We start from the raw sequence: 22,964 nt of genomic DNA, 5'->3' as shown, positions 1-22,964 counted from the left end.
CGTGGACGGCGTGGAAGTCGCCGTAGAAGACGTTGAGCTTGAGCGCCTCCATCACGGGGTTGGGCGGGATATCGGGGATCTCGCGCTCCGACTCGGAGCCGACGCTGGTCATGGAGATCTCCCGGTCGTCCTCGGAGGCCGGTCGCGTGGACGCGGTGGCGGGGTGGCTGGACACAGTGGTTCTCCTACCAGGTCTTCTGGAACTTGTTGCGGATGAAGATGGCCAGTGCGTTGAGGCTGAGGATCATCACCAGCAGGACGATGATCGCAGCCGATGCCGCGGTCTGGAGCTCCTCTTGCGACTGCGAGGTCAGCGAGTAGATCTGCATCGGCAGCGCGGTGATCTCGCTGAACAGGCCCGTGGGGTCGAAGCGCACCGAACCGGCGAGGCCGACGACGATCAGCGGCGCCGCCTCACCGATGGCGCGGGAGAGGCCCAGGATGGTTCCGGTCGCGATGCCCGGGATGGCCGACGGCAGCGTCTGGCGCCAGGTCGTCTGCCACACGGTGGCACCGAGGGCCAGCGAGCCCTGCCGGATGTCCTGCGGGACTGCGCGGACCGCCTCCCGGGTGGTGATGATGATGACTGGGAGGATCAGCAGGGCCAGTGCGACGGCTCCACCGAGGACGATGCCGGTGCGGGTGAAGCCCATCAGCGAGATGACCGCGACGGCCAGCAGTCCATAGACGATGGCGGGCACGGCTGCGAGGTTCTGCAGGTTGACCTCGATCAGGCGGTTCCACCAGCGCTCACCGTCGGCGAACTCCTCGAGGTAGAGGGCAGCAGCGATGCCGAGGGGCACGGCGAGCAGCGCGGTGAAGAGCATCAGCCACAGCGAGCCGAGGATGCCGGCGCGGAAGCCGGTGGTCTCGGGCGAGACCCGCGATCCATATTCGGTCAGCAGCGCCGCGTCGAAGCGGGGCGAGCCCTCGATCGCGACGTCGATGATCAGCACCAGCAGCACCATCACGCCGAAGAACAGCGAGAACCACAGTGCTCCCAGGAACACCAGGGAGCCGATCCCGCGATCCTTGCTGCGGCCTTGCGAGAGCACCCGGGTCATGTCGCGGGCGGTGGCGGTGGCGACACTCATCAGTAGACCTGCCTGAACCGTCGGACCAGCGCGATGCTGATGATGTTGATGAAGAGCGTGATGATGAACAGCAGCATGCCCACCGCGAAGAGGGTGTTGTAGGACGTCGAGCCGACCGCGTTCTCACCGCCGGCCGTCTGGGCGATGAAGCCCGTCATGGTCTGCATGCCCTCACGTGGGTCGAGGGACAGGTTCTTCTGCGCACCCGCAGCCAGGGCGACGATCATGGTCTCGCCGACCGCGCGGGAGAGGCCGAGGACGATGGCGGCCGCGACCCCGGAGAGCGCTGCCGGGAGCACCACGCGCAGCGTGGTCTGCATCCGGTTGGCACCCATCGCCAGGGACCCCTGGCGCATCGCGTGCGGCACGGCAGAGAGGGCGTCCTCGGACAGCGAGGCGATCGTCGGGATGATCATGACGCCCAGGACGAGCCCGGCGGCCAGTGCGTTGGTGAAGTTGACCTCGAGGTTGAGGATCTTCTGGAGCAGCGTGGGCGTCACGAAGGTGAGTGCGAAGAACCCGTAGACCACCGACGGCACGCCGGCGAGCAGCTCGACAGTCGGCTTGAGGACCTTGCGGGCACGCGCGGAGGCGTACTCCGACAGGTACATCGCCGCCCCGAGGCCGAGGGGGATCGCCACGAGGAGGGCGATCACCGTCGTCATCGCGGTGCCCGCCACCAGCGGCAGCACGGCGTACTCGCCCTCCGTGGTGAAGAAGTCACCGAAGGGAACCTCGCGGAAGAACTCGATCACGGGCTGGATCAGCGCCGCGACGATGCCGATAGTGATCGCGACCGACAGGAACGCCGAGACCATGAGGACCGCGCGGATCACGGTCTCGACGGGGCGCGCCTTGCGGCGCAGGTTGGGGGCAGCGGGCAGGCCCGTCCCACGAGGGGACGGGCCTGCGCCGGTGGCGGTGATGCTCATCAGATTTTCTAGGACTCCGGGTCAGCTGGAGATGCCCTCGAGGGCCGTCTGCGTCTCAGAGTAGAGGTCGTCGCTGAGCGGGATGAACTTTCCGACCTCGGCGATGGTGGCGAGGTTCTCGATGTAGAAGTCGACGTAGGCCGCGACGGCCTCGTTGTCGTTGTACTTCGCCTTGTTGACGTAGATGAACAGCGGGCGGGCCAGCGGGGTGTACTCCCCGGCCTGAGCCGTCTCGGCCGACGGCTCGACACAGCCGTTGCCGCTGTCGATGGCCAGGGCCTTGAGGGAGTCGGCGTTCTCCTCGTAGTAGGTGTAACCGAAGTAACCGGTCGCACCCTCGGTGCCCGCGACGCCCTGGACCAGGACGTTGTCGTCCTCGGAGGCCTCGTAGTCGGTGCGGGTGGTCTCGGACTCGGCGCCGATCACGTCAGCGGCCATGTAGTCGTAGGTGCCGGAGTCGGTGCCGGGACCGAAGAGTGAGATCTCCTGGTCGGGGAAGCTCGGGTCCAGCTCGCTCCAGTTGGTCACGGTGGAGTCGGGGCCCCACAGCGCGACGATCTGGTCGACGGTGAGGCAGTCGACGTCGAGGTCGGGGTGGACCACCATGGTGAGAGCGTCGGTGGCGACCTGGAGCTCGGTGTACTCGATGCCGGCCTCGTCGCAGATCGCTGCCTCTTCCTCCTTGATGGGGCGCGACGCGTCGGAGATGTCGGTCTTGTCGGCACAGAAGGCCTCGAAGCCACCGCCGGTGCCGGACTCGCCGACCGAGACCTCGATGTCGGGGTTCTCCTCGCTGAGGAGCTCGGAGGCGGCGTCGCTCATCGGGAACACCGTCGAGGACCCGTCGACAGCGACACTGCCGCTGACGCCGGAGGCCGTGTCGGAACCGGACCCGGCGTCGCCACCGCCGCAGGCGGAGAGGGCGAGTGCCAGGGCGGCGATGCCGGGCACGATGGCCCGGCGGAGGGAGGTGCTCTTCACGTCAATCTCCTGTGTGGTCTGTGGTGTGACGCTCAGGAGTGTTGAGGCGGCAGGTGTATGGATCCGGGGTCGTCGGTGAACGAGGGGTGAACTCGACTTGCCTACTTGGCCACGAAATGTGGCTCGTGAGACGACAGTCACGTGAACAAGCCCAGGAAGGCTTGACTCAGCGCATCCGATGCCGCTCAGTTGCGACGACCGCGCCCTTGCGGAGGTGGGCCACGAGCATCTCCCCGAGGGCCAGCTGCGGGTCCTCGATGCCCAGCGCGTCGAAGACTGCCGGCAGCACCGGTCGGTGGGTGCAGATGACGACCGGTCGGGGGTCCTCGAGCACCCCGTCGACGAGGGCGCGGACACGCGTGGCCGACGCGCCCTCCTCGCTCAGGTCCTGCTCGCACTCGAGCGCCCAGCCCGTCGTGCCGGCGTACGGACTGACGGTCTCGACGCACCGCTGGCTGCTGGAGGTGACGATGCGGGTGACGCCGTAGGCCGCGAGGAGGGGAACGAGGTGCTGGGCGTGGGTGCGACCGGTGGCGAGCAGTGGCCGCTCGACGTCGTCGCCACGCCAGGCCTTGCGGGACCGCGCCGCAGCGTGGCGCAGGACGACCACCGGCTGGGTCTTGCGCCGGACCTTGAGGGCCTCGCGCAGCGTGTCGGCGTCGTAGAGGTAGGTGAGCCGCTCGAAGGCCTCCGCTGCATCGACCCACTCGACGGCGTCGATCTCGTCGTTGGCGACGTAGCTGCTCACGTCGTCGTCGCCCAGGACTCGACCGGTCCAGTAGCGGACGGTCTTCATCCGCCCGGTCGTGCTCGTCAACGCGTAGCGCTGGCTGCGCAGCGGCGGCCCGAGGCGCACGTGCAGCCCGGTCTCCTCGGCCACCTCGCGCACGGCGGCGGCCGCGGCGTGCTCGCCCCGGTCGAGCTTGCCCTTGGGGAAGGACCAGTCGTCGTACTTGGGACGATGGACCAGCAGCACCCGCTTGCCGGGACGGAACGCGACAACACCTGCGGACAGCACATCCTCAGGTCCAGACGCGGGCATGCGGGCTAGTCTCACACCACCCGAGCCACCTGAGGAGACCCGGCACCACCGTGATCGCACCGTGAACACCCAGCGCCTGCGCCAGGTCGGCGTCCTCGCCATCGTCGCGGCCCTGGTGGCGGGCCTGGCGGTGGTCGGCCTGCGGTGGTGGTCCGACCGCGACCGCACCGACCTCCAGCGCGCCATGGACCTCGCGCCGGGCGACGGCGAGCGCTTCTCGTGGACCGACTGGGACGCGGTGCGCGACGAGCTCGGGATGGACCTCGACGCCGATTCGCCCTCCGAGTCGGTGACGGACCTCATGGACGCCGCCTACAGCGCCGACCTCTCCTCGACCTCGGCGCTGCCCGAGTCGGCGCAGGTGCTGCACGTGCAGTTCGGCTTCTCGCCGGCCTCGGCCGACTGGGAGCTCTTCAGCCAGTCGGCCGCCGGGGCGGTCGTGATGTTGCACCTGCCCGAGGACACCGACTGGGAGCGGATCCGCTCCCGCATCACCAACCTCGGCTTCACCGAGCCCGGCGAGGCCGACGGGATCTGGGACGGCGGCTCCGATCTGCTCGGGGCGATCGGCGGCAGCATCACGCCCGAGGTCAGCTACATCGCGCTCGACGAGGAGGAGTCGCTCGTCCTCACCAGCGACAACCGGGGCTACCTCGTCGAGGCGTTGGCAGACGCGACCGGTGACGGCTCGACGGTCGAGGGCCTCTCAGAGGTCGTCGACGCGTCCGGGTCACCGTTGTCGGCCGCGATCTACACCGGGGCGCAGGCCTGCGGCGCGCTCGCGATGGGGCAGGCCGACCCCGACGACCAGGCCCAGGGCGAGCAGCTCGCGCGGGAGGCCGGCGAGGTCAACCCCTACACGGCGTTCGCGATGTCGGTGCAACCCGGCCTCGACCTGCGCGTGGCGCTGTCCTTCGAGAACGACGAGCAGGCGCGCACCAACGCCGATTCCCGCGCGATCCTGGCAGCCGGCCCCGCGCCGGGTCAGGGCGGCGACTTCGCCGACCGCTTCACCCTCGGCCGCGTCGAGGCCGACGGGCGCGTCCTCACGATGGCGCTCGAGCCGGTCGAGGGCAGCTACGTGATCTCCGACCTCTCCAACGGGCCGGTGCTGTTCGCGACCTGCTGAGGCTGTGGACGGCTCGTGGCCCGGAAAGTGCGGGACGTTTTCGACCTCCACCCGCCGGGGGTGGGCCTAAACCGTCCCGCACTTTCCCCCGGACGGGCGCCTCAGCCGAACCGGCGCAGCCGGAGGCTGTTGGTGACCACGAACACCGACGACAGGGCCATGGCGGCGCCGGCGAGCATCGGGTTGAGCAGGCCGAGGGCGGCGAGCGGCAGGGCGGCCACGTTGTAGGCGAACGCCCAGAAGAGGTTGCCCTTGATGGTGGAGAGGGTGCGGCGGGCGAGGCGTACGGCGTCGGCGGCGACCAGCAGGTCTCCGCGCACGAGCGTCAGGTCGCTGGCCTCGATCGCGACGTCGGTGCCCGTACCCATGGCGCTGCCCAGGTCGGCCTGGGCGAGCGCGGCGGCGTCGTTGACCCCGTCGCCGATCATCGCCACGACCCGGCCCTCGGACTGCAGGCGCGAGACCACGGCGAGCTTGTCGGCCGGCAGCACGTCCGCGACGACCTCGTCGATCCCGACCTCGGCCGCGACGGCACGCGCGGCACGCTCGTTGTCGCCGGTGAGCAGGATCGGTGAGAGCCCCAGCCCGCGTAGCCGCGACACGGCCTCCGCGCTGCTCGGCTTGACCGTGTCGGCCACGACGAGCACGCCCCGCGCGTGGCCGTCCCAGCCGACCGCGACGGCCGTGCGCCCGGCGGCCTCGGCGCGGTCGACGGCCCCGGCGAGCTCCGGCGGCAGCGCCCAGCCCTGGTCGGCCAGCAGCCGTGGCCGTCCCACGACGACGGTCCGACCGGACACCACACCGCGCACGCCGAGTCCCTCGAGGTTGGTGAAGTCGTCGACGGCCACGACGCCCGGCACGGCCGCCGCGATCGCCCGGGCGATGGGGTGCTCGCTGGAGGCCTCCAGCGACGCCGCGGTCCGTCGTACGTCGTCGACGGCGCAGCCGTCCGCCGCCACGGTCTCCACGAGCGTCATGTGGCCGGTCGTCACGGTGCCGGTCTTGTCGAGCACGACGGTGTCGATGCGTCGCGTGGACTCCAGCACCTCCGGACCGCGGATCAGGATGCCGAGCTGGGCGCCGCGACCGGTCCCGACCATGAGGGCGGTCGGCGTGGCCAGGCCCAATGCGCAGGGGCAGGCGATGATCAGCACCGCGACGGCTGCGGTGAAGGCCGTCGTCGCGGACGCACCCGTCGCGAGCCACACCCCCAGCGTCGCCAGGGACAGGCCGATCACGATCGGCACGAAGATGCCCGAGACCCGGTCGGCGAGCCGCTGCACCTCGGCCTTGCCGTTCTGCGCCTCCTCGACCAGCCGTGCCATCTGGGCCAGCTGGGTGTCGGCGCCGACGCGGGTGGCGCGCACGACCAGGCGGCCGCTGGCGTTGACGGTCGCGCCCGTCACCTCGGACCCCGGGCCGACCTCGACCGGCACCGGCTCGCCGGTGAGCATCGAGGCGTCGACGGCGGAGTGGCCGGACTCGACGACGCCGTCGGTGGCGACCTTCTCCCCCGGCCGTACGACGAGCAGGTCGCCGACCGCGAGGGACGCGGCGGGCACGCGCTGCTCGACGTCGCCGCGCAGGACGGTCACGTCCTTGGCGCCAAGGTCCATCAGCGCACGCAGGGCGGAGCCGGCACGGCGCTTGGAGCGCTTCTCGACATAGCGACCCGCGAGCAGGAACGTCGTGACGCCGGCCGCGACCTCGAGGTAGATGTTGTCGAGCCCCGACGACCGGTCCACGGTCAGCTCGAAGGGGTGGGTCATGCCGGTCATGCCGGCGGTGCCGAAGAACAGCGCGACCAGCGACCATCCGAAGGCGGCCAGCACCCCCACCGACACCAGGGTGTCCATCGTGGTCGCGCCATGGCGGGCGTTGACGAGGGCAGCGCGGTGGAAGGGCCAGGCACCCCACACCGCGACCGGTGCGGCGAGGGTGAGCGAGGCCCACTGCCAGTTGTCGAACTGCAGCGGCGAGACCATCGACAGCAAGACGACGGGCACGCTGAGCACCACCGAGACCAGGAGCCGGTGGCGCAGAGCGTCGAGCTCGGGATCGGCGTCCGGGTCGGCGTCGGCCCCTACCGCAGCGCCGGCAGGAGCCGGGAGGTCCGCGCCGTAGCCGGCGGCCTCGACGGTCGCCAGCAGGTCGTCGGTGCTGATGGTGCCGGGGTAGGCGACCCTGGCCTTCTCGGTCGCGTAGTTGACGGTCGCGGTGACGCCGTCGAGCTTGTTGAGCTTGCGCTCGATGCGGTTGGCGCACGACGCACAGGTCATGCCGGTGATGACCAACTCGATCTCGGAGGTGTCCACAGAACCGTTCACGGGGGTGCTCGACGAGGTGCTCATGTCGTCATCGGGTCACGCGAGGGCGTAACCCGCCTCCTCCACGGCTGCGGCGACGGCCGCGCGCTCGAGCGGGGCCGCGCTCGTGACGACGGCGGTCCCCGCGGTGTGGGACACCTCCACGCTCTCGACGCCTGGGAGCTCGCTGATCTCCTCGCGCACGGAGGCCTCGCAGTGGCCGCAGGTCATGCCGGTGATGGTCCAGGTGCTGGTGTCGCTCATGCCCCCACCATATACCCCCCTTGGGTATGCGTCGAGTGGCACACAAAGACCCACCGCCGCAGGGGCCGGCGGGTCAGCGTCGATCGGGGAGGAGGATCAGGCCTCGCGCCGCGGCTGGGGCGGCTGCGGATTGACTCCGAGGATCTGGTCGATCTCGTCGGGCGAGAGATGGTCGTCGGACTCACTCGCGGCGATGATGAGGTTGGTGGTGAGCTCCACCTCGCCGAGGAGGTCGACGTCTTCGAGCGTCACGTCGAACTGGTCGTACACGAGGGACCCCTAACTGGTCGGTGGGCGTGTATCCGAGCAAGCCTTCCCCCGCCAGCGTACGCGCAAACGGGCTCGGGCCCCCTGGTCACTATGGGCTATGCCACGCTGCCCCGCGGTGACCATGGCCAGCACCCCGATCTCGTGCAGAGGGCACCGGCTGAGAAGACCACGAGGCCCCCCTCCCGAAGGAGGGGGGCCTCGTTTTGAAGACTATGCGTCTCGTCCGAGATCAGACGGGACGGACGTTCTCCGCCTGGGGGCCCTTCGGGCCCTGCGTGACGTCGAACTCAACCTTCTGGTTCTCGTCCAGGGACTTGTAGCCCTGGGTCTGGATTGCCGAGTAGTGCACGAAGACGTCGTCGCCGCCGTCCTCCTGCGCGATGAAGCCGAAGCCCTTCTCAGCGTTGAACCACTTCACGGTGCCTTGAGCCATGTTGCTGGTACTCCTGTTATCGGAACGAAAGCCGCCACATCAGCGACCCGCATCAGATGCGGTGAAACGTCGCTCCGACCCGTGATTGGCAACACCACAAACCAGAAACGCCGTCGGATCACAAACTCCGCGGCCGTTGACCTGCTGGAACTTGCACCTTCTGCACTCCCAACTCTAGCAAGTCATGCGGAAGTTAGAACTCCCCGGACCTGAGTTTCTGCCTGGCACCCATGAAGGTTGCGCGACAGGTTCGTGACGGCGCGGGAAACGAGCCGGCGTGGCAGGGTTGAGCGCATGGACGTCGACCCTGTCACCGCCGCGTTCGGCGACCTCGGCGCCGACCTCTTCACCGCCGACCCCGACCTGGTCGCGGGCTTCGCGCACGACGAGTCCCGCCTCACCGACCGGGCGCTGCCGGCCGGTGTGCTCTCACCCCGCTCGACCCACGACGTCGCCGAGCTGGCCCGCCGGGCCCACGCGCACGGCGTACCTCTGGTGGCGCGGGGCGCCGGCTCCGGCCTCTCGGGCGCCGCCAACGCGCCCGTCGGGTCGGTCGTCCTGCGCACCCACCGGATGGCGGCGATCCTGGAGGTCGACGTCGCCGAGCGGCTCGCGGTCGTGCAACCGGGGGTCGTGACCGCCGACCTGCGCGCGGCCGCCCGCGCGGTCGGGCTGTTCTACCCACCCGACCCCGGCTCCGTGGCGATCTCCACGGTCGGCGGCAACGTCGCGACCGACGCGGGTGGCATGTGCTGCGTGAAGTACGGCGTGACCGGCGACTTCGTCCTGGGCCTCGAGGTCGTCCTCGCCGACGGGACCGTCGTGCGCACGGGGCGTCGTACGGCGAAGGGGGTCGCGGGCTATGACCTCACCAGCCTCTTCGTCGGCTCCGAGGGCACGCTCGGCATCATCACCGAGATCACCGTGCGGCTGCTGCCCGCTCCCGCGGCGGCCCAGACCCTGGTCGCGACGTTCGACTCCCTGGCCTCGGCCGGGCAGGCCGTGGCCGCGATCGCCGCGTCCGGACTGGCGGTGTCGATGCTCGAGATCATGGACCGCACGACGCTGCGCGCGGTCGACGCGCGCACCGGCATGGGCTTCGAGCCCGGTGTGGCCGCGATGGTGCTCGCCCAGGCCGACGATGCGGCAGCTGACGCGACCGTCGCCGCCCTCGCGGCGGCGTGCACGGACCACGGCGCTGTCGACGTCGCGACCTCCGAGGACCCCGACGAGGCCGAGCTCCTCCTGGAGGCACGGCGCCAGGCTCTGCCCGCCCTCGAGACCCTCGGCGACTGGCTCCTGGACGACGTCTGCGTCCCCCGCTCCCACATCGTCGACCTGCTCTCGGGCGTCGAGGAGATCGCGGGTGCCGAGTCGCTGACGATCGGGGTCTTCGGCCACGCGGGCGACGGCAACATGCACCCGACGGTGATCTACGACGAGCGCGACCCCGCCAGTCGTGCCGCCGCCGGCCGCGCCTTCGACGCCATCACCCGCCTCGCCCTCGACCTCGGCGGCACCATCACCGGTGAGCACGGGGTCGGCCGGCTCAAGACCGGGTGGCTGGCCCAGGAGCTGGACCCCGCCTCCCTCGCGCTCCAGCGACGCGTCAAGGACGCGCTCGACCCGACCGGGATCCTCAACCCGGGTGCGGTGCTCGGCTGATCAGTCGTCCTTGGTCAGCTCGGACCGGTCGACGGCCGCCGATGCCCGGTCCGACTTCGAGCCCATCCGGTCGAGCGCGGCCGAGCGCCTGGCCTGGTGGTCGTGGTCGTCAGCACGCCGGTCGAGGAAGTCGCGCTTGCTGGCCGCCCCGTCGCGCTCGTCGGCTGCCGCATCGCGCGCCTCGGCCTCCTGGTCGCGCTGCTCCGCGGCAGCGAGCACACGCTTCGCGGTCGACGAGCGCCGGATGTCGGACGCAGAGTCGGCCGGGGCATCGTCCTGGTCGTTCTCCTCCGAGGCCATCCAGCCATGAGATCACATCCGGGCGGGAGCAGACAGGCCCCGGCCAGGTCGCGCCAACCATCTGAGTCCTCCGGGGCGTTCTTCGCGTGACACCATCGCCGGCGAGGAGCAGCGCGTGCAGGAGCAGGAGTTCACCGAGTGGGCAGCCGGGTGCCAGCGATCCCTGCTGCGCTCGGCCTACCTGCTGACCGGAGACCTGCACCGCGCGGAGGACCTCGTCCAGGAGGCGCTGGTCAAGGTGGCGCTGCGCTGGACGCAGCTGCGCGAGGGCAACCCCACTGCCTATGCCCGCCGGATCATCGTGCGCGACAACGTGAGCTGGTGGCGCCGGCGCCGCGAGACCGCGGTGGCGGACCCCGAGGGGCCGGCCCCCGAGGGCGTGAGCAGTGACCCGGTGACCGCGATGGTCGTACGACGGGCCCTGCTGCGCCTCACCCCGGCCCAGCGCGCGGTGCTGGTGCTGCGGCACTTCGACGACCTCTCGGAGCGAGAGACCGCCGACGTGCTCGGCGTCAGCGTCGGCACGGTCAAGAGCCAGAACGCCGCCGCCCTCGCCCGGCTCCGCACCGGCGCACCCGAGCTGCTCGACCTGATCGGAGAACGTCATGAGTGACCTGCACGGGCTGCTCGACCACGCGACGGACGGCATCGAGAGCCCCCGGCTGGAGCAGGTCGCGCTGCGCACGGCCCACCGGCGACGCACGCGCCGGCGCGGTGCGGCAGCAGCAGCCGTGACGTCGATGCTCGTCGCCGTGGTCGCCGTCGTCGGCAACCAGACCGGCCCCCGCACCGACAGCAACCCGCCAACCGTTCCCCCCGGCCTCACCCCCACCGTCACGCCGAGCACACCGTCCGCGCCCGCGCTCGAGACCACCCCGAGGTGGGACCCCCGCGAGGTGGACGACCTCCCCGCCGCCCCGGCCCAGGTCGTCCCCGCGCTGCCCGACATCATCGACCCACCACCCTCCTCACCGCTGCTGGCCGACGACCCGGCGGGCAGCGCGGTGGTCGCCGTCGAGGAGCGCGGGACCGCGCAGGTGCTCGGCACCGACGGCGGGTGGCGCAGGGTGCCGCTCGACGGCCGCTACCCGCGGCTCGCGCTCAGCCCCGGCGGGACTCGGCTGGCGGTCTACTACTACCTCGACACCGAGGACCCGGACCACACCTACGCCGTCACGGTCCACGACCTCACGACCGGCGAGAGCACCGTGATCGAGCCGCCACCGGGCTTCGTGCCGTGGGACGACACGGGCTGGTCGTTCCTCGACGAGGACCAGCTGCTGCTCAACAGCGGCCCGGCGTCGTACGCCGTCTCCCTCGAGACCGGCGCCGCCGAGTCGAGGCCCTACCGCGCAGGGCTCTCGCGCACCGTCGACCCCGACGGCGACGTGCTGGTGAGCTCGGACTGGAGCGAGCCCAACGTGCTCCTCGACTACGCGGGCGAGACGCCGCGCGAGGTGAGCATGGCGCAGACCGGACGGCTGGCGAGGATCGTCGCGGACGACGACACCGTGGTCGGCACGTCCTATGACAAGGGGCCCTTCGCGGTCTACGTCGCCGACCGCGCGACCCTCACGCCCCGGGCCACGCTGCCGGTCCTCGACACGGACGGCAACTACAGCAACTGGGCTCTGGGGCCTCAGGCCCTCCTCGACGACGGCGCCGTCCTGCTGCGGGTGGCGGCACTCGGAGGCGGCCGCGCGACCGGCTTCAGGCTGGTGCTGTGGCAGCCGGCAGACGGCGCGCTGTCGGTCGTGAGCTCGTCGGACCTGCCCGTCGAGGCCTCGGTCGTCTTCGCCGCCGGGCTGCTCCGCGGCTGATGCAGGAGCCGTCGCCTACTCCAGGTTGGTGAAGTTCTGCCCATCTCGGCGGGGAAGACGTCGATTCCCCTGACGTCGCCCGACTCCAGACCTACCGTCGATCCGGGGCGCCAAGGGATCGGCGCGGGACAGGGAGGTGCGACATGGGCTCGTCACGTCGTGGTACGTCGTCAGCAGCTGCCGTACGCCGGGTGGTCGCCGCCCTGGTGCTGACGCTGTCGGTGCTGGTCGCTGCCGTGCTCCCGACCCAGGCCGCTCCCGACGACCGCGTCGGCGGCGCCGGGACCCTCACCGTGACCCCGGCCGCGCACGTGGCTGGCCAGGCGCTCACCTTCGCCGGCAAGCTCAGCAAGCCCGGCCGTCGGGCGATCCACCTGCAGTTCCACATGAACCGCCCCGGGGACCGGTGGATCGACGTCAAGGGCAGCGATCACGTCACGACCGCGTCGGGTGCCTTCAGGTTCCGCTTCCCAGCGCCCTCGATGTTCGACATCAGCTATCGGGTCGTCGGCGGAGCCCTGGTGACCGCAGCCCGCCGCTTCTACGCACGACCGCAGGCCGTCACGTTGTCGATCAACGGCCAGGACCCACGCAGCGCGGCCGTGGGCGTGACCTCGCTGCTTCCCTACACGGTGGTGGTCGACTCCGCGGCCGACATCTACTCCCACCGCGAGCTCGAGCCGCCCGTCCTCTCCGGCCGCACGATCACCTTGCAGGACCGGACCAGCGACAACCAGTGGCGCACCATCGGCACCGCCCGCGCCGACGTGGCCGGGCTGGCCGTCTTCACCCTGACCGCGCCGCTGCTCGGCGAGCGCGTGCTCCGGGCCCGCGTCGAGGACGTCACCACCGGGGGGAACCAGATCGGGTGGACGGCCTCCTGGCCGACGTACGTCGGTTTCAGCCTGCTCCCCGACATCCTCGGCGCTCTCGCGTCCGGACGCGCCGCGGCCGGCGGCGAGCCCCCACCGACGGACTCGACCGGCGCAACCGACGCGAGCGCGCAGTTCGGGTGGTACAAGCCGGTCTACGACTTCGCCTGGGAGTACGGCCAGTCACTCACCTCGCCGCCGACCAAGGGCGAGAGGCTCAAGGGCCGCTGGCTCGACTACTCCAGCGGCTCGGGTCGCGTGGTCACGTTCAACGGCGCGATGGCCTTCCAGAGCAAGTTGATCCACCAGGGGCAGGGCGACCGCGGCACCACCTCGGCGAGCCTGACGGGCAACGCGCAGCGCTATGGCCGGTGGGAGTTCCGCATCTGGCAGAACGTCTACGAGCAGGACGGGCGCGACTTCGGCATGCGCGTCGAGCTCGTGCCGGACGGGACGGCCCCCGGCGCCTGCTCGCCGGAGTCGATTCGCGTCGCGGACATGGCCCTGGGCGCGCGATCGCACTCCGTCGGCATCCGCTCCGCCCAGGCGCGCAGCGAGTGGCGCTTCACCAAGACGGCCTCGCCCGCCTGGAGCGGCCTGCACAACTTCGCCGTCGAGGTCGCCCCCGACCACACCACGTGGTTCTTCGACGGCAAGGCGATCGCCAGCACCCGCAAGCGCACCGCCATCTCCGGCAAGGCGCTGGTGCCCCGCGTCAGCATGGTCGGCCTGGACAACGCGACCGAGCACAACGGCAGCCAGTTCTCCGTCGACTGGGTCCGCTCCTGGACGCTCGAGACCGGACGACAGGCTCGCACGGGCAAGGCGCTGACCACGGCGTCCTACTCGCCCACCTGCTGAGCCGTCGAGAACCGCGCTCTACACTCTGGCCCTGCGATCGGGCTGGACGACGACACGCGAGCCGTCCGTCGTCGCTCCGAGGAGCTGCGGATCGCGGGCCCCTAGCTCAATTGGCAGAGCAGGAGACTTTTAATCTCTTGGTTGTGGGTTCGAGTCCCACGGGGCCTACGACGGGGCCTACGACAACCCGCAGGTCAGGATGCCGTATTGCTGAGTAGAAGAAGGCGCTCCATGCCGGCCATTCGGCTTACGTACCGGATTGACCCCACGCTCCTCGATACAGCTCCGCCACCGTGCCCAGCAGCCACGTGGTCGACTGCTGGCACGGTCCCTGCGATCGCATGCGAGTTGTGGTGCGTCGCTCGGAGCGCGCAGCACCCAGAGACGGGTCGTGATGGACAGCCGCGACCGCTCCTCGTGGGGAGTCGTCACGGTCGGGCTAGAGGTGACCGTAGGTGTCGAGGATGGTCTTGGCCGAGGCGTGCTTCAACCGCGCCTGGACGACCTTGACGTCGAGCCCGGAAGCAATGAGGAGCGAGGCGAAGTAGCGCCGTAGGTCGTGGAACCGGAAGGCGCTGGTCAGTCCCGCCTCCTCACGGCAGGCTCGGATCGCGCGTTCGATCGTCCATACCCGTGCAACAGAGGTGCGTGATCGAGCGGACCTCCGCGAGTGGATCCACCGCCACGACGACATCCTCATGTCAACGACGGCCGAGAACTGACCGCCCCCTTCCCGTCGGGCGGGTTCGATAGGGGGTCAGTTTCCACGCGTCGCCGGCAGGCGGCTACAGACCTTGGCGAAGTAGCGACTTGAGTTAACGCCACGCAGACACCAGGGGCCGTGCGAGACTCAAGCGCTACGCCGCCCAAACCGAGGGGACCGGGTGTCTGTGATCTCCGAACCTGAGCGTCTAGCCGAACTGGCGGGGTACAACGTCCTCGGCACGCCGGCCGAGTTGGTGTTCGACAACATCGTGCGCGCTGCTACGGAGGGGACGGGTTGCCCTACGGCGCTCATCAGCCTGCTCGACGAGGATCGTCAGTGGTTCAAGGCCCGATGTGGTCTAGACGTAGGCGAGACGCCGCGCGACCAAGCGTTCTGTGAGCATGCCCTGCGAGCAGACGCGCCCTTGATCGTCACGGACGCGACCGCGGATCACCGTTTCCGGGACAATCCGCTCGTCACAGGTGCACCGGGCATCCGCTTCTACGCCGGCTTCCCGCTCCGAACTCCTACGGGCGCAATCCTAGGGACGCTGTGCGTCCTGGGCTACGAGCCGCGGCCGGAAGGTCTGACTGAGGTGCAGGGTCACCTCCTGGCGGTGCTCGCCGATCAGGTGATGACCCAGCTGAATCTGCGGCGCGCACTGGCCGAGCAGGTCGATGCGGTGTCCCAGCTGGGGACGGCGATGTCCAACTTCCAAGCGTTGGCCGACGCTGCCACCGATGTCGTCAGCCGGCACGCCCCTGATGGCACCACGCTGTACGTATCGCCGTCCATACGCGACGTCCTCGGCTACGACCCCGAACTGGAAGTTGGACATGCCGCACCGGAGCGGGTCCACCCCGAGGACACCATCGAGATGCTCGAAGCGATCAGCGCGGTCCTCGCGGGAGAAGCCTCGACCGCAAACGTGCGTTCGCGGCACGCCGACGGCTCCTGGCGCCGCCTGGAGATCCGACTGTCGCCGATCTGCGACGACCACGGCGTCACCGTGCAGATTCACTCGGTTGCACGAGACGTCACCGAGCGCCACATGGCGTCCGAGCGGCTGGCCGAATTGGCGACGGAGCTACGCACCGCGCATGACGAGGCCGTGCGGCGAGGTGCGCTGAGCGACGCGGTGTTGTTCACCGTCGACGTCGGGGTCGTGGCGTGCGACGGCGACGGGCACCTGACGACGTTCAACCGAGCGACGCGGGAGTTCCACGGTATGCCGCCCGATCCTGACCTTGATCCTGCTGAGTGGGCCGATCGCTATGCGCTGTTCGCCGAGGACGGCCACACCCCGCTCAGGCGCGAGGAGGTGCCGTTGTTCCGCGCTCTCACCGAGGGCGTCGTCAGTGATGCCGTGATGGTCATTGCTCCAGATGGGCTCCCGGCGCGGACCGTGCGCTGCCAGGGACGTGCCCTGCACGACCCCGAGGGGAAGGTGCTGGGGGCGGTGGTGGCCATGAGCGACATCACTCAGTCCCGCGCCGCGGCGCGTGCGCTGGCAGAACAGGCGGAATACACCCGGGTGCTGTTCGCGACGGTCTCCCACGACCTGATGACACCGATCGCTGCCATCAGGGGATTCGCCGAGATGGTGTCGAGCCCGGAGACCGACACCGGCACCCGGATCCGGTTCGCGCAGCGGATCCAGGCGCGGGCTGACCACGTCAGCAAGCTGGTCGAGGAGTTGGCCGACCACGTCAACCTGCGCACCGGTGCAGTCGCGATCACCCTCGAACCGCTGGACCTGTCGGCACTGGCCAAAGCCTGCATCCTCGGGCTCGGCCCGCTGCTCGAGGGACACCGCGTGCATCTCGCGGACACCGACGCGGACACCGTGGCGACGGTCGACGAGAGAGCCATGGATCGGGTCCTGACCAACCTCGTGGGCAACGCAGCCAAGTATTCCCCCGTCGGCTCAGTGATCACGATCAGTTTCGAGCAGACCATCGACCTGGTGCGGCTCAAGGTTTGTGACGAGGGCCGAGGGATCGCCCCGGAAGACCTCGACACCATCTTCGACGAGTTCGCCCGTGGCCGGCTGGCTCAGGACGACGGCGGCACGGGGCTCGGGCTGGCCAGCACTCGGCGCCTCGTCGACCTGCAAGGGGGACGTGTGTGGATCGACAGCGACGTCGGTCGGGGGACGACCGTGACGGTCGAGCTGCCCCGGGCGGCGATCACCTGGTCGACGACCTGACGTCCCAGGTCGAACGAGCTCGTAGCCAGGTTGCCGCCGGCGCCAGCTCCACCGCGTCAGCCTGGGCGAGTCGGGGCAGCGCTTCTGCAGGACCGCTGCGCTCGCACGACCTCGAGTGCGCAGCAACCCGAACACGGCTCTCCATTGCGCCATGCGCCGGGCGCGCGGCATCGCATCCCCTTCCGCTCACCGCTGGTGCGTCGAGGTGGGCTTGACGAGCCGGGCGTCATCCATCGCTCGCGTTGCCGCAAGCCGGCCAATGAGGTCAGGCGACGACGAGGACGTGAAGGGTGCGGGGGCCGTGGACGCCCTCGACACGGTCGAGCTCGATGTCGCTGGTGGCCGACGGGCCACTGATCCAGGTCAGCGCCCGCGACGGGTCGAGGCGGCCCATCGCGTCGGGCACGTCGGCGACCACCTGGTCCTCGCGCACGATGCAGACGTGCATGTCGGGCACCAGCGAGATCGCCCGCCGTCCCTGGTCGGGGCCGTGGTCGAGCACGATGGTGCCGGTCTCGGCGATCCCGACTGCGGCGCGCGTGACGACCGCGTCGAGCGCGTCGAGCTCGGCGGAGGTCAGGCCGGTGTCGACCACCTGGCCGGGGACGTCGAGCCCCAGGCCGGGAGGTACGACGACCCGTGCGCCGGCCGGGAGGGCGGCGGCGACGCGGGCCGACAGGTCCGCGACGGTGCAGCGCTCCACGACCGCGCGGTAGTCGGCCACCCGCTCGGCGAAGAGCGTGACCAGGTCGTCGGGGGCGACCCCGGCCGGCGACGTCACGGGCTCCGGCGACGGGGTCGCGTCGGTCAGTGCCGATCGCACCGCAGCCAGGATGTCGTCACGGGCGCTCATCGCCCACCCCCGAGACGACCGATGCGCGCCCACCAGCCGCGGAACGACTCCGCCGGCGGCGCCGGCAGGTCGCGCGTGCTGGTCCAGCCCGCGCCAGGCCCGGGCAGCCTGCCCGACGCGGACCGCCCACCGGGCAGCGTCACGCCGAACGTGCGTCGCATGACCCGTCCCGCGACCCCGGAGACGCGCTCGGCACGTCCCAAGCGACGGGCGTCGCTGAAGGTCCAGGCGGCGGCCTTCATCGCGACCGCCTCGGCGCCCGGCACCGTGTCGCTCCGGTGGGCGTCGACGACCTTCGAGCGCAGGTGCACCAGCACCTCCGGGATGTCGATGCGCACGGGGCAGACCTCGAAGCACGCCCCGCACAACGACGACGCGTAGGGCAGCGAGTCGACCTGCTTGTCACCGGTGCCCTGCATCAGCGGGTTGAGGATCGCCCCGATCGGCCCGGGGTAGACCGACCCGTAGGCGTGCCCGCCCGTGCGTTCGTAGACCGGGCACACGTTGAGGCAGGCCGAGCAGCGGATGCAGCGCAGCGCCTGGCGGCCCACCGAGTCGGCCAGCGCCCGGGTCCGACCGTTGTCCAGGAGTACGACGTGCACCTCCTGCGGGCCGTCGCCCGGCGTGACGCCGGACCACGTGGAGGTGTAGGGATTCATCCGCTCCCCGGTCGAGGAACGTGGGAGCAGCCGCAGCAGCGGGTCGAGCTCGGCCCAGGTGGGCACGACCTTCTCGATGCCCACGACGCTGATGAGCACCTCGGGCAGCGTCAGGCACATCCGACCGTTGCCCTCGGACTCCACGACCACGAGCGTGCCGGTCTCGGACACCGCGAAGTTGGCGCCCGAGACGCCCACCTTGGCCCGCAGGAACTTCTCGCGCAGGTGTGCCCGTGCCGCGGCGGCCAGCATCGCCGGCTCGTCGGTGAGGTCCGCCGGTGCCGGACGCCCCGCACCGGCCATCTCACGCAGGAAGATCTCGCGCACCTCGGCGCGGTTGCGGTGGATCGCGGGCACGAGGATGTGGCTCGGCAGGTCGCCCCCGAGCTGCACGATGAGCTCGGCCAGGTCGGTCTCCCACGCGGCGATCCCAGCAGCGGCCAGCGCGCCGTTGAGGTCGATCTCCTGGGTCACCATCGACTTGACCTTCACGACCTCGTCGACGCCGTGGCCCTGCGTGATGCCCACGACGATCGCGTTGGCCTCGGCTGCGTTCCGCGCCCAGTGCACCGTGGCACCACCAGCCACAAGACGACGTTCGAGCTCCTCCAGGTGCGCCGCGAGGTCGAGCAGCGCGCGCTCCTTGACCGCCGCACCCGCCAGGCGCAGGTCCTCCCAGTTGTCGACCTCGCCGACGACAGCGGCCCGCTTGGCGCGGATGACCCCGGTGGCATGGGCGAGGTTGTGGCGCAGCTGGGTGTCGGCCAGCGCGGCACGGGCGGCGACCGGGAAGGCCGGCATCCCCACGAACGTGCCGGTCATCGCGACGCCGCGACCGCACCGAAGGGCGCGTCCTCGGTCGAGGCGAGGATCTCGGCGAGGTGCATGACGCGCACCCCGGAGCGCTGCCGCGACAGGATCCCGCCCACGTGCATCAGGCAGGAGTTGTCGCCGGCCACCATCACCTCGGCGCCGGTCGAGCGCACGTTGCGGGCCTTGTCGGCGCCCATCGCGATCGAGGTGTCGGCGTTCTTCAGGGCGAAGGTCCCGCCGAAGCCGCAGCACTCCTCGGCCGAGGGCAGGTCGACCATCCGCAGCCCGCGCACCGCCTCGAGCAGACGACGGGGCCGGTCCCCCACCCCGAGCATCCGCAGGGAGTGGCACGTCGGGTGGTAGGTCACGCGGTGCGGGAAGTAGGCACCCACGTCGACGACACCGAGCACGTCGACGAGGAACTCGGTGAGCTCGTAGACCCTCGGCGACGTCTCCGCGAGCGCCGCCGCCAGGCCCGCGTCGCCTGAGCGTCGCGCCACGATCCCGTGCTGGTGGCGCGCGGAGCCCGCGCACGACCCGCTCGGCGTCACGATCGCGTCGTAGCCCGCGAAGGCGTCGACGAACGTGCGCACCACGGGCACCGCCTCGTCGAGGTAGCCGGTGTTGACCATCGGTTGCGCGCAGCAGGTCTGCGTCACGGGGAACTCCACGGCCACCCCGAGCCGGCGCAGCAGCGTCACGACCGCCTTCCCCGTCTCGGGGAACATCGCGTCGTTGACGCACGTCACCATCAGGGCCACCCTCATCGGCCCATCATGACCCGCCTCCGGTGGTGCGTGACCTGCGACCGGCCGCTGACGGGGCCGGCGACCGGTCGTGTGTCGGAGAACGCGACCCATCGCGGTCGGCGGCACACGACCCCACCGCGCCCTACGCCTGGGAGCTCCCACATCCCCTCGAGGGGTTGTCGCGATTCGCCCGCGCGTCCTCGGCTCCGGGGTCACACTGGTGTGACACGAGGGACCACCGACGCGACCAGCGCCGCCCGGACGGAGGAGGCACGTGCACACCCCCACCCCGTCCCAGCGCCCGCACGTGGGGGAGGTCGGCCTGGTCCTGCTCGCGATGGCCCTCACGTTCGTGGTGTCCGCCGTCGTCGACCTGGCGGAGGTGCGGGCGCGGTGGCTGCTGAGGCACGAGGCCTACAACATCGACGAGCTGATCGTCACCGGGCTCGTGGGCATGGTCGGCTTCGCCCTGGTCGCCTGGCGCCGCAGCCGCCTGCTGAGGGTCGAGCTGGAGCGGAGCGCTCGGATCGACCGTGCGCTTCGGGAGACGACGGAGCGCTACCGCTCGCTCTTCGACTACCACCCGAGCGCGGTGTTCTCCCTCGACCTGGAGGGCCGCTTCACCAGTGTCAACACCGCCGCGGAGCAGATCAGCGGCTACGCGGCCTCCGAGCTGGAGGGCATGTCCTTCGCCGAGCTGCTGCCTGCCGAGGAGCTCGAGAGGACGCTGAGCACCTTCGCCCTGCTGGTCTCCCGCGAGCCCCAGCGCTTCGAGGTGGGCTTCCACCACAAGAGCGGCGCGACCGTGGACCTCCGGATCACCGGGCTGCCGATCATCGTGGGCGACGAGGTGGTCGGGGTCTACGGCATCGCCGAGGACGTGACCGAGCACAACCTGATGCAAGCGGCCCTGGCAGAGGCCCGTCGCGCTGCGGAGGAGGCGAGCGACGCCAAGTCCCTCTTCCTCGCCACGATGAGCCACGAGATCCGCACGCCTCTCACCAGCGTGCTCGCGGCGGTCGAGGTGCTGGCCGCGAACGACCTCGACCCCGGCCAGCGCCACCTGACCGAGATCATGGACCGTCAGGGGCGGGCCCTGCTGCGTCTGGTCGAGGAGATCCTGGACTTCTCCCGGATCGAGGCAGGGGTCATCGAGCTGGAGAGCGTCGACCTCGACCTGACCTCGCTGGTCGGGGAGGCGGTCGCCCACCACTCCCCCGCGGCCGAGGCCAAGGGGCTCCGGCTCCACGCGACCGTGGACCAGGCCCTGCCCCGAGACCTGTCCGGCGACGCGACGCGGCTGGGGCAGGTCCTCAGCAACCTGGTCGGCAACGCGGTGAAGTTCACCGACGCCGGTTGGGTGCGCGTGCAGGTCACCCAGGACCCCAGTCCCCACCGGCCGGTCGTGCGCTTCACCGTCGCCGACTCCGGCATCGGGGTCACCGCCGAGCAGCAGGACGGGCTCTTCGACTCCTTCCAGCAGGCCGACTCCTCGATCACCCGTCGCTTCGGCGGCACGGGTCTCGGGCTGGCGATCTGCCGGCAGCTGGTCACGGCCATGGGCGGCACGATCGGTCTGGAGTCGTCGCCCGGCGCAGGCAGCACGTTCACGGTGACGGTGCCCCTCGACCGGCGTACGACGGCGGCCGCGACGAGTGCGTAGCCGGGATCACATACCGGGAGTCTGTTTGATACTCCCCTATTGACGTATATTCAACAGCATGTCGCTCCGCGCCCGTGCCCTGCTCACCGTCGTCCTCAGCCTCGGCCTCGGCTCCCTCGCCGTGCCGGCCATCGGCGCGCCCGCACCGGCACGGGCATCCGCAACGGCCCCGGCCTCCAGCGGCACCGAGGTCATCTCGCGCACCGTCTCGTTCAACCTGAGAAACACCGGCCACAGCCTGCTGTCCTGCCCCGCGGACAACAAGGCCTACCCGGTCCGCGCCCGGCTCGTCGGCCCGCGCCAGAAGGTCCTCGGATACGCCGGCAGCACCCGGATGAACGTGCTGGTCCACGACGCGGGCACCGGCGGTTGGTTCTGGAACCTGCGCCAGCACCCTTCCTACGACTACGCCACGCAGCTGGGTCGTCAGGGCGAGCTATCGCTGGTCCTGGACCGCCTCGGCTACGACAAGAGCCCCCTCGCCGATGGCCGCAGCACCTGCCTCGACGCGCAGGCGCACATGCTCCACCAAGTCGTCCAGCACCTCTTCTCGGGCATCTACGACTTCACCCAAGGCGGCTTCACCCCGCCCCACGCCTCCTCGGTGGTCGTGCACGGCCACGGCACCGGCGGTGCCATCGCCCAGCTCGAGGCCGCCCGCTACGACGACGTCGCCGGGCTGGTGCTGATGTCCTGGGCCGGCTCCAACGCCTCCCAGCTGGCCGTCGACCAGGCCCGTCAGCAGACGTCGGCCTGCCTGACCGGCGGCGGCTACGCGTCGTACGGCGCCAGCAAGGCGGCCTTCCAGCGGCTGCTCTTCGCGAGCGCCCCGGCCGCCGTCCGGCGCAGTGCGATCGCCCAGCGCAACGCGACCCCCTGCGGCGACGTGACCAGCCTCGCCACCACCCTGCTGTCCTCCGTGCTCACTGCGGGACAGGTCGAGGCGCCGGTGCTGCTGATGTCGGGCAGCAAGGACGCGCGCGTGCGCCGCGACGCCACCCAGGACACCGCCGCGTCATTCCGCAACAGCGAGAAGGTCACGACCCGGGTCATCGCCGGAGCCGGCAGCGCCCTCCCCCTCGAGAAGTCCGCCCCGCGAACCCGCGCGGCCGTGCTCCGCTGGCTGCGCGCGCTCTGACGCCAGCCACCCTGTCGCACTTCTCGCACGCCGCTCGGCGTACGGGTGGGGGGTATAGCCTCCTTTCCGTGAGCACTCCTGACGAGATCGAGCCCGGCTACGTGCACCACCAGCACCGCGACGCCTACCTCAAGCGGCTGCGGCGCATCGAGGGGCAGGCCCGCGGGCTGCAGCGGATGGTCGAGGAGGAGCAGTACTGCATCGA

Annotated in this window: 22 protein-coding genes and 1 tRNA gene; 10 read left to right on the top strand and 13 right to left on the bottom strand. The window is 70.7% G+C overall.

Annotated elements, in window-relative coordinates:
* Window positions 1-185: 185 nt before the first annotated feature.
* From pstA to RMN98_RS17140, 4 genes are all read right to left on the bottom strand, one after another.
* Window positions 186-1,094: a phosphate ABC transporter permease PstA gene (pstA, locus tag RMN98_RS17155; RefSeq protein WP_309650029.1), complete on the bottom strand. Its 909-nt coding sequence runs from the start codon at window positions 1,092-1,094 to the stop codon at window positions 186-188.
* Entirely contained in the window at window positions 1,094-2,026 is a 933-nt protein-coding gene (gene pstC, locus RMN98_RS17150) for a phosphate ABC transporter permease subunit PstC (RefSeq protein ID WP_309650028.1), read from the bottom strand. The genes pstA and pstC overlap by 1 nt, the downstream gene beginning before the upstream one ends.
* Before the next feature lie 21 nt (window positions 2,027-2,047).
* Window positions 2,048-3,007 (bottom strand): PstS family phosphate ABC transporter substrate-binding protein, encoded by a 960-nt coding sequence (locus tag RMN98_RS17145; protein WP_309650027.1) that lies wholly within the window; start codon window positions 3,005-3,007, stop codon window positions 2,048-2,050.
* A gap of 166 nt (window positions 3,008-3,173) precedes the next feature.
* Window positions 3,174-4,049 (bottom strand): NUDIX domain-containing protein, encoded by an 876-nt coding sequence (locus RMN98_RS17140; RefSeq protein ID WP_309650026.1) that lies wholly within the window; start codon window positions 4,047-4,049, stop codon window positions 3,174-3,176.
* A gap of 61 nt (window positions 4,050-4,110) precedes the next feature.
* Between RMN98_RS17140 and RMN98_RS17135 the strand changes: the two genes are divergently transcribed.
* On the top strand, window positions 4,111-5,178 hold the full coding sequence (locus RMN98_RS17135; RefSeq protein ID WP_309650025.1) for a hypothetical protein: 1,068 nt from the start codon (window positions 4,111-4,113) through the stop codon (window positions 5,176-5,178).
* A gap of 101 nt (window positions 5,179-5,279) precedes the next feature.
* Here RMN98_RS17135 and RMN98_RS17130 read toward each other — a convergent pair whose 3' ends face one another.
* From RMN98_RS17130 to RMN98_RS17115, 4 genes are all read right to left on the bottom strand, one after another.
* Window positions 5,280-7,529, bottom strand: a complete 2,250-nt coding sequence (locus tag RMN98_RS17130) for a heavy metal translocating P-type ATPase (RefSeq protein WP_309650024.1) — start codon at window positions 7,527-7,529, stop codon at window positions 5,280-5,282.
* A 12-nt stretch (window positions 7,530-7,541) separates the two neighbouring features.
* Window positions 7,542-7,748, bottom strand: a complete 207-nt coding sequence (locus RMN98_RS17125; RefSeq protein ID WP_309650023.1) for a heavy-metal-associated domain-containing protein — start codon at window positions 7,746-7,748, stop codon at window positions 7,542-7,544.
* A gap of 96 nt (window positions 7,749-7,844) precedes the next feature.
* Window positions 7,845-8,018, bottom strand: a complete 174-nt coding sequence (locus RMN98_RS17120; protein WP_309650022.1) for a hypothetical protein — start codon at window positions 8,016-8,018, stop codon at window positions 7,845-7,847.
* Window positions 8,019-8,247: 229 nt separating this feature from the next.
* The gene (locus RMN98_RS17115; protein ID WP_056863399.1) at window positions 8,248-8,451 is read right to left on the bottom strand and encodes a cold-shock protein; all 204 of its coding nucleotides are present in this window, start codon (window positions 8,449-8,451) and stop codon (window positions 8,248-8,250) included.
* 294 nt (window positions 8,452-8,745) lie between these two features.
* On the opposite strand from RMN98_RS17115, the gene RMN98_RS17110 reads away from it, so the two are divergent.
* Window positions 8,746-10,116: an FAD-linked oxidase C-terminal domain-containing protein gene (locus RMN98_RS17110; protein WP_309650021.1), complete on the top strand. Its 1,371-nt coding sequence runs from the start codon at window positions 8,746-8,748 to the stop codon at window positions 10,114-10,116.
* Here the strand turns inward: RMN98_RS17110 and RMN98_RS17105 are convergent, their stop codons facing one another.
* Window positions 10,117-10,416 (bottom strand): hypothetical protein, encoded by a 300-nt coding sequence (locus tag RMN98_RS17105; RefSeq protein ID WP_309650020.1) that lies wholly within the window; start codon window positions 10,414-10,416, stop codon window positions 10,117-10,119. It abuts the gene before it with no gap.
* Window positions 10,417-10,531: 115 nt separating this feature from the next.
* Between RMN98_RS17105 and RMN98_RS17100 the strand changes: the two genes are divergently transcribed.
* The 4 genes from RMN98_RS17100 to RMN98_RS17085 all read left to right on the top strand — a co-directional run bounded on the left by RMN98_RS17100 (window position 10,532) and on the right by RMN98_RS17085 (window position 14,137).
* Window positions 10,532-11,029, top strand: a complete 498-nt coding sequence (locus RMN98_RS17100) for a SigE family RNA polymerase sigma factor (protein WP_309650019.1) — start codon at window positions 10,532-10,534, stop codon at window positions 11,027-11,029.
* On the top strand, window positions 11,022-12,236 hold the full coding sequence (locus tag RMN98_RS17095; RefSeq protein WP_309650018.1) for a hypothetical protein: 1,215 nt from the start codon (window positions 11,022-11,024) through the stop codon (window positions 12,234-12,236). The genes RMN98_RS17100 and RMN98_RS17095 overlap by 8 nt, the downstream gene beginning before the upstream one ends.
* A gap of 143 nt (window positions 12,237-12,379) precedes the next feature.
* The gene (locus RMN98_RS17090; RefSeq protein ID WP_309650017.1) at window positions 12,380-13,969 is read left to right on the top strand and encodes a hypothetical protein; all 1,590 of its coding nucleotides are present in this window, start codon (window positions 12,380-12,382) and stop codon (window positions 13,967-13,969) included.
* A gap of 95 nt (window positions 13,970-14,064) precedes the next feature.
* Window positions 14,065-14,137 (top strand) — tRNA-Lys (locus tag RMN98_RS17085).
* A 271-nt stretch (window positions 14,138-14,408) separates the two neighbouring features.
* Here the strand turns inward: RMN98_RS17085 and RMN98_RS21100 are convergent.
* Complete coding sequence (locus tag RMN98_RS21100; RefSeq protein ID WP_397209971.1) at window positions 14,409-14,663, bottom strand: tyrosine-type recombinase/integrase; 255 nt, start codon at window positions 14,661-14,663, stop codon at window positions 14,409-14,411.
* Between the two features lie 190 nt (window positions 14,664-14,853).
* On the opposite strand from RMN98_RS21100, the gene RMN98_RS17080 reads away from it, so the two are divergent.
* Entirely contained in the window at window positions 14,854-16,884 is a 2,031-nt protein-coding gene (locus RMN98_RS17080; protein ID WP_309650016.1) for an ATP-binding protein, read from the top strand.
* Window positions 16,885-17,149: 265 nt separating this feature from the next.
* Here the strand turns inward: RMN98_RS17080 and RMN98_RS17075 are convergent, their stop codons facing one another.
* The 3 genes from RMN98_RS17075 to RMN98_RS17065 are packed head-to-tail and all read right to left on the bottom strand — an operon-like array spanning window position 17,150 to window position 19,976.
* The gene (locus RMN98_RS17075) at window positions 17,150-17,737 is read right to left on the bottom strand and encodes a lactate utilization protein C (protein WP_309650015.1); all 588 of its coding nucleotides are present in this window, start codon (window positions 17,735-17,737) and stop codon (window positions 17,150-17,152) included.
* Complete coding sequence (locus tag RMN98_RS17070; protein ID WP_309650014.1) at window positions 17,734-19,218, bottom strand: lactate utilization protein B; 1,485 nt, start codon at window positions 19,216-19,218, stop codon at window positions 17,734-17,736. The genes RMN98_RS17075 and RMN98_RS17070 overlap by 4 nt, the downstream gene beginning before the upstream one ends.
* Window positions 19,215-19,976: a (Fe-S)-binding protein gene (locus RMN98_RS17065; RefSeq protein ID WP_309650013.1), complete on the bottom strand. Its 762-nt coding sequence runs from the start codon at window positions 19,974-19,976 to the stop codon at window positions 19,215-19,217. The genes RMN98_RS17070 and RMN98_RS17065 overlap by 4 nt, the downstream gene beginning before the upstream one ends.
* A gap of 256 nt (window positions 19,977-20,232) precedes the next feature.
* Between RMN98_RS17065 and RMN98_RS17060 the strand changes: the two genes are divergently transcribed.
* The 3 genes from RMN98_RS17060 to RMN98_RS17050 all read left to right on the top strand — a co-directional run.
* On the top strand, window positions 20,233-21,621 hold the full coding sequence (locus RMN98_RS17060; protein ID WP_309650012.1) for an ATP-binding protein: 1,389 nt from the start codon (window positions 20,233-20,235) through the stop codon (window positions 21,619-21,621).
* A 58-nt stretch (window positions 21,622-21,679) separates the two neighbouring features.
* Window positions 21,680-22,759, top strand: a complete 1,080-nt coding sequence (locus RMN98_RS17055) for an alpha/beta fold hydrolase (protein ID WP_309650011.1) — start codon at window positions 21,680-21,682, stop codon at window positions 22,757-22,759.
* Window positions 22,760-22,860: 101 nt separating this feature from the next.
* Window positions 22,861-22,964 (top strand): metal-sensitive transcriptional regulator (locus tag RMN98_RS17050; RefSeq protein ID WP_309650030.1); only part of this gene is annotated, 104 nt, incomplete at its 3' end.

This window comes from Nocardioides sp. (assembly GCF_031397825.1).
Lineage (GTDB): Bacteria > Actinomycetota > Actinomycetes > Propionibacteriales > Nocardioidaceae > Nocardioides.
The sequence above is the reverse complement of the archived record's forward strand: the minus strand, read 5'-3'. Positions and strand labels throughout refer to the sequence as shown.

Excerpts from the sequence above, each read along its gene's own strand:
- RMN98_RS17095 (WP_309650018.1), top strand. The coding sequence starts at position 11,022 with ATGAGTGACCTGCACGGGCTGCTCGACCACGCGACGGACGGCATCGAG.
- RMN98_RS17130 (WP_309650024.1), bottom strand. The coding sequence starts at position 7,529 with ATGAGCACCTCGTCGAGCACCCCCGTGAACGGTTCTGTGGACACCTCC.
- pstC (WP_309650028.1), bottom strand. The coding sequence starts at position 2,026 with ATGAGCATCACCGCCACCGGCGCAGGCCCGTCCCCTCGTGGGACGGGC.
- RMN98_RS17065 (WP_309650013.1), bottom strand. The coding sequence starts at position 19,976 with ATGAGGGTGGCCCTGATGGTGACGTGCGTCAACGACGCGATGTTCCCC.
- RMN98_RS21100 (WP_397209971.1), bottom strand. The coding sequence starts at position 14,663 with ATGTCGTCGTGGCGGTGGATCCACTCGCGGAGGTCCGCTCGATCACGC.
- RMN98_RS17125 (WP_309650023.1), bottom strand. The coding sequence starts at position 7,748 with ATGAGCGACACCAGCACCTGGACCATCACCGGCATGACCTGCGGCCAC.
- RMN98_RS17070 (WP_309650014.1), bottom strand. The coding sequence starts at position 19,218 with ATGACCGGCACGTTCGTGGGGATGCCGGCCTTCCCGGTCGCCGCCCGT.
- RMN98_RS17140 (WP_309650026.1), bottom strand. The coding sequence starts at position 4,049 with ATGCCCGCGTCTGGACCTGAGGATGTGCTGTCCGCAGGTGTTGTCGCG.
- RMN98_RS17105 (WP_309650020.1), bottom strand. The coding sequence starts at position 10,416 with ATGGCCTCGGAGGAGAACGACCAGGACGATGCCCCGGCCGACTCTGCG.
- RMN98_RS17090 (WP_309650017.1), top strand. The coding sequence starts at position 12,380 with ATGGGCTCGTCACGTCGTGGTACGTCGTCAGCAGCTGCCGTACGCCGG.
- RMN98_RS17055 (WP_309650011.1), top strand. The coding sequence starts at position 21,680 with ATGTCGCTCCGCGCCCGTGCCCTGCTCACCGTCGTCCTCAGCCTCGGC.
- pstA (WP_309650029.1), bottom strand. The coding sequence starts at position 1,094 with ATGAGTGTCGCCACCGCCACCGCCCGCGACATGACCCGGGTGCTCTCG.
- RMN98_RS17110 (WP_309650021.1), top strand. The coding sequence starts at position 8,746 with ATGGACGTCGACCCTGTCACCGCCGCGTTCGGCGACCTCGGCGCCGAC.
- RMN98_RS17115 (WP_056863399.1), bottom strand. The coding sequence starts at position 8,451 with ATGGCTCAAGGCACCGTGAAGTGGTTCAACGCTGAGAAGGGCTTCGGC.
- RMN98_RS17075 (WP_309650015.1), bottom strand. The coding sequence starts at position 17,737 with ATGAGCGCCCGTGACGACATCCTGGCTGCGGTGCGATCGGCACTGACC.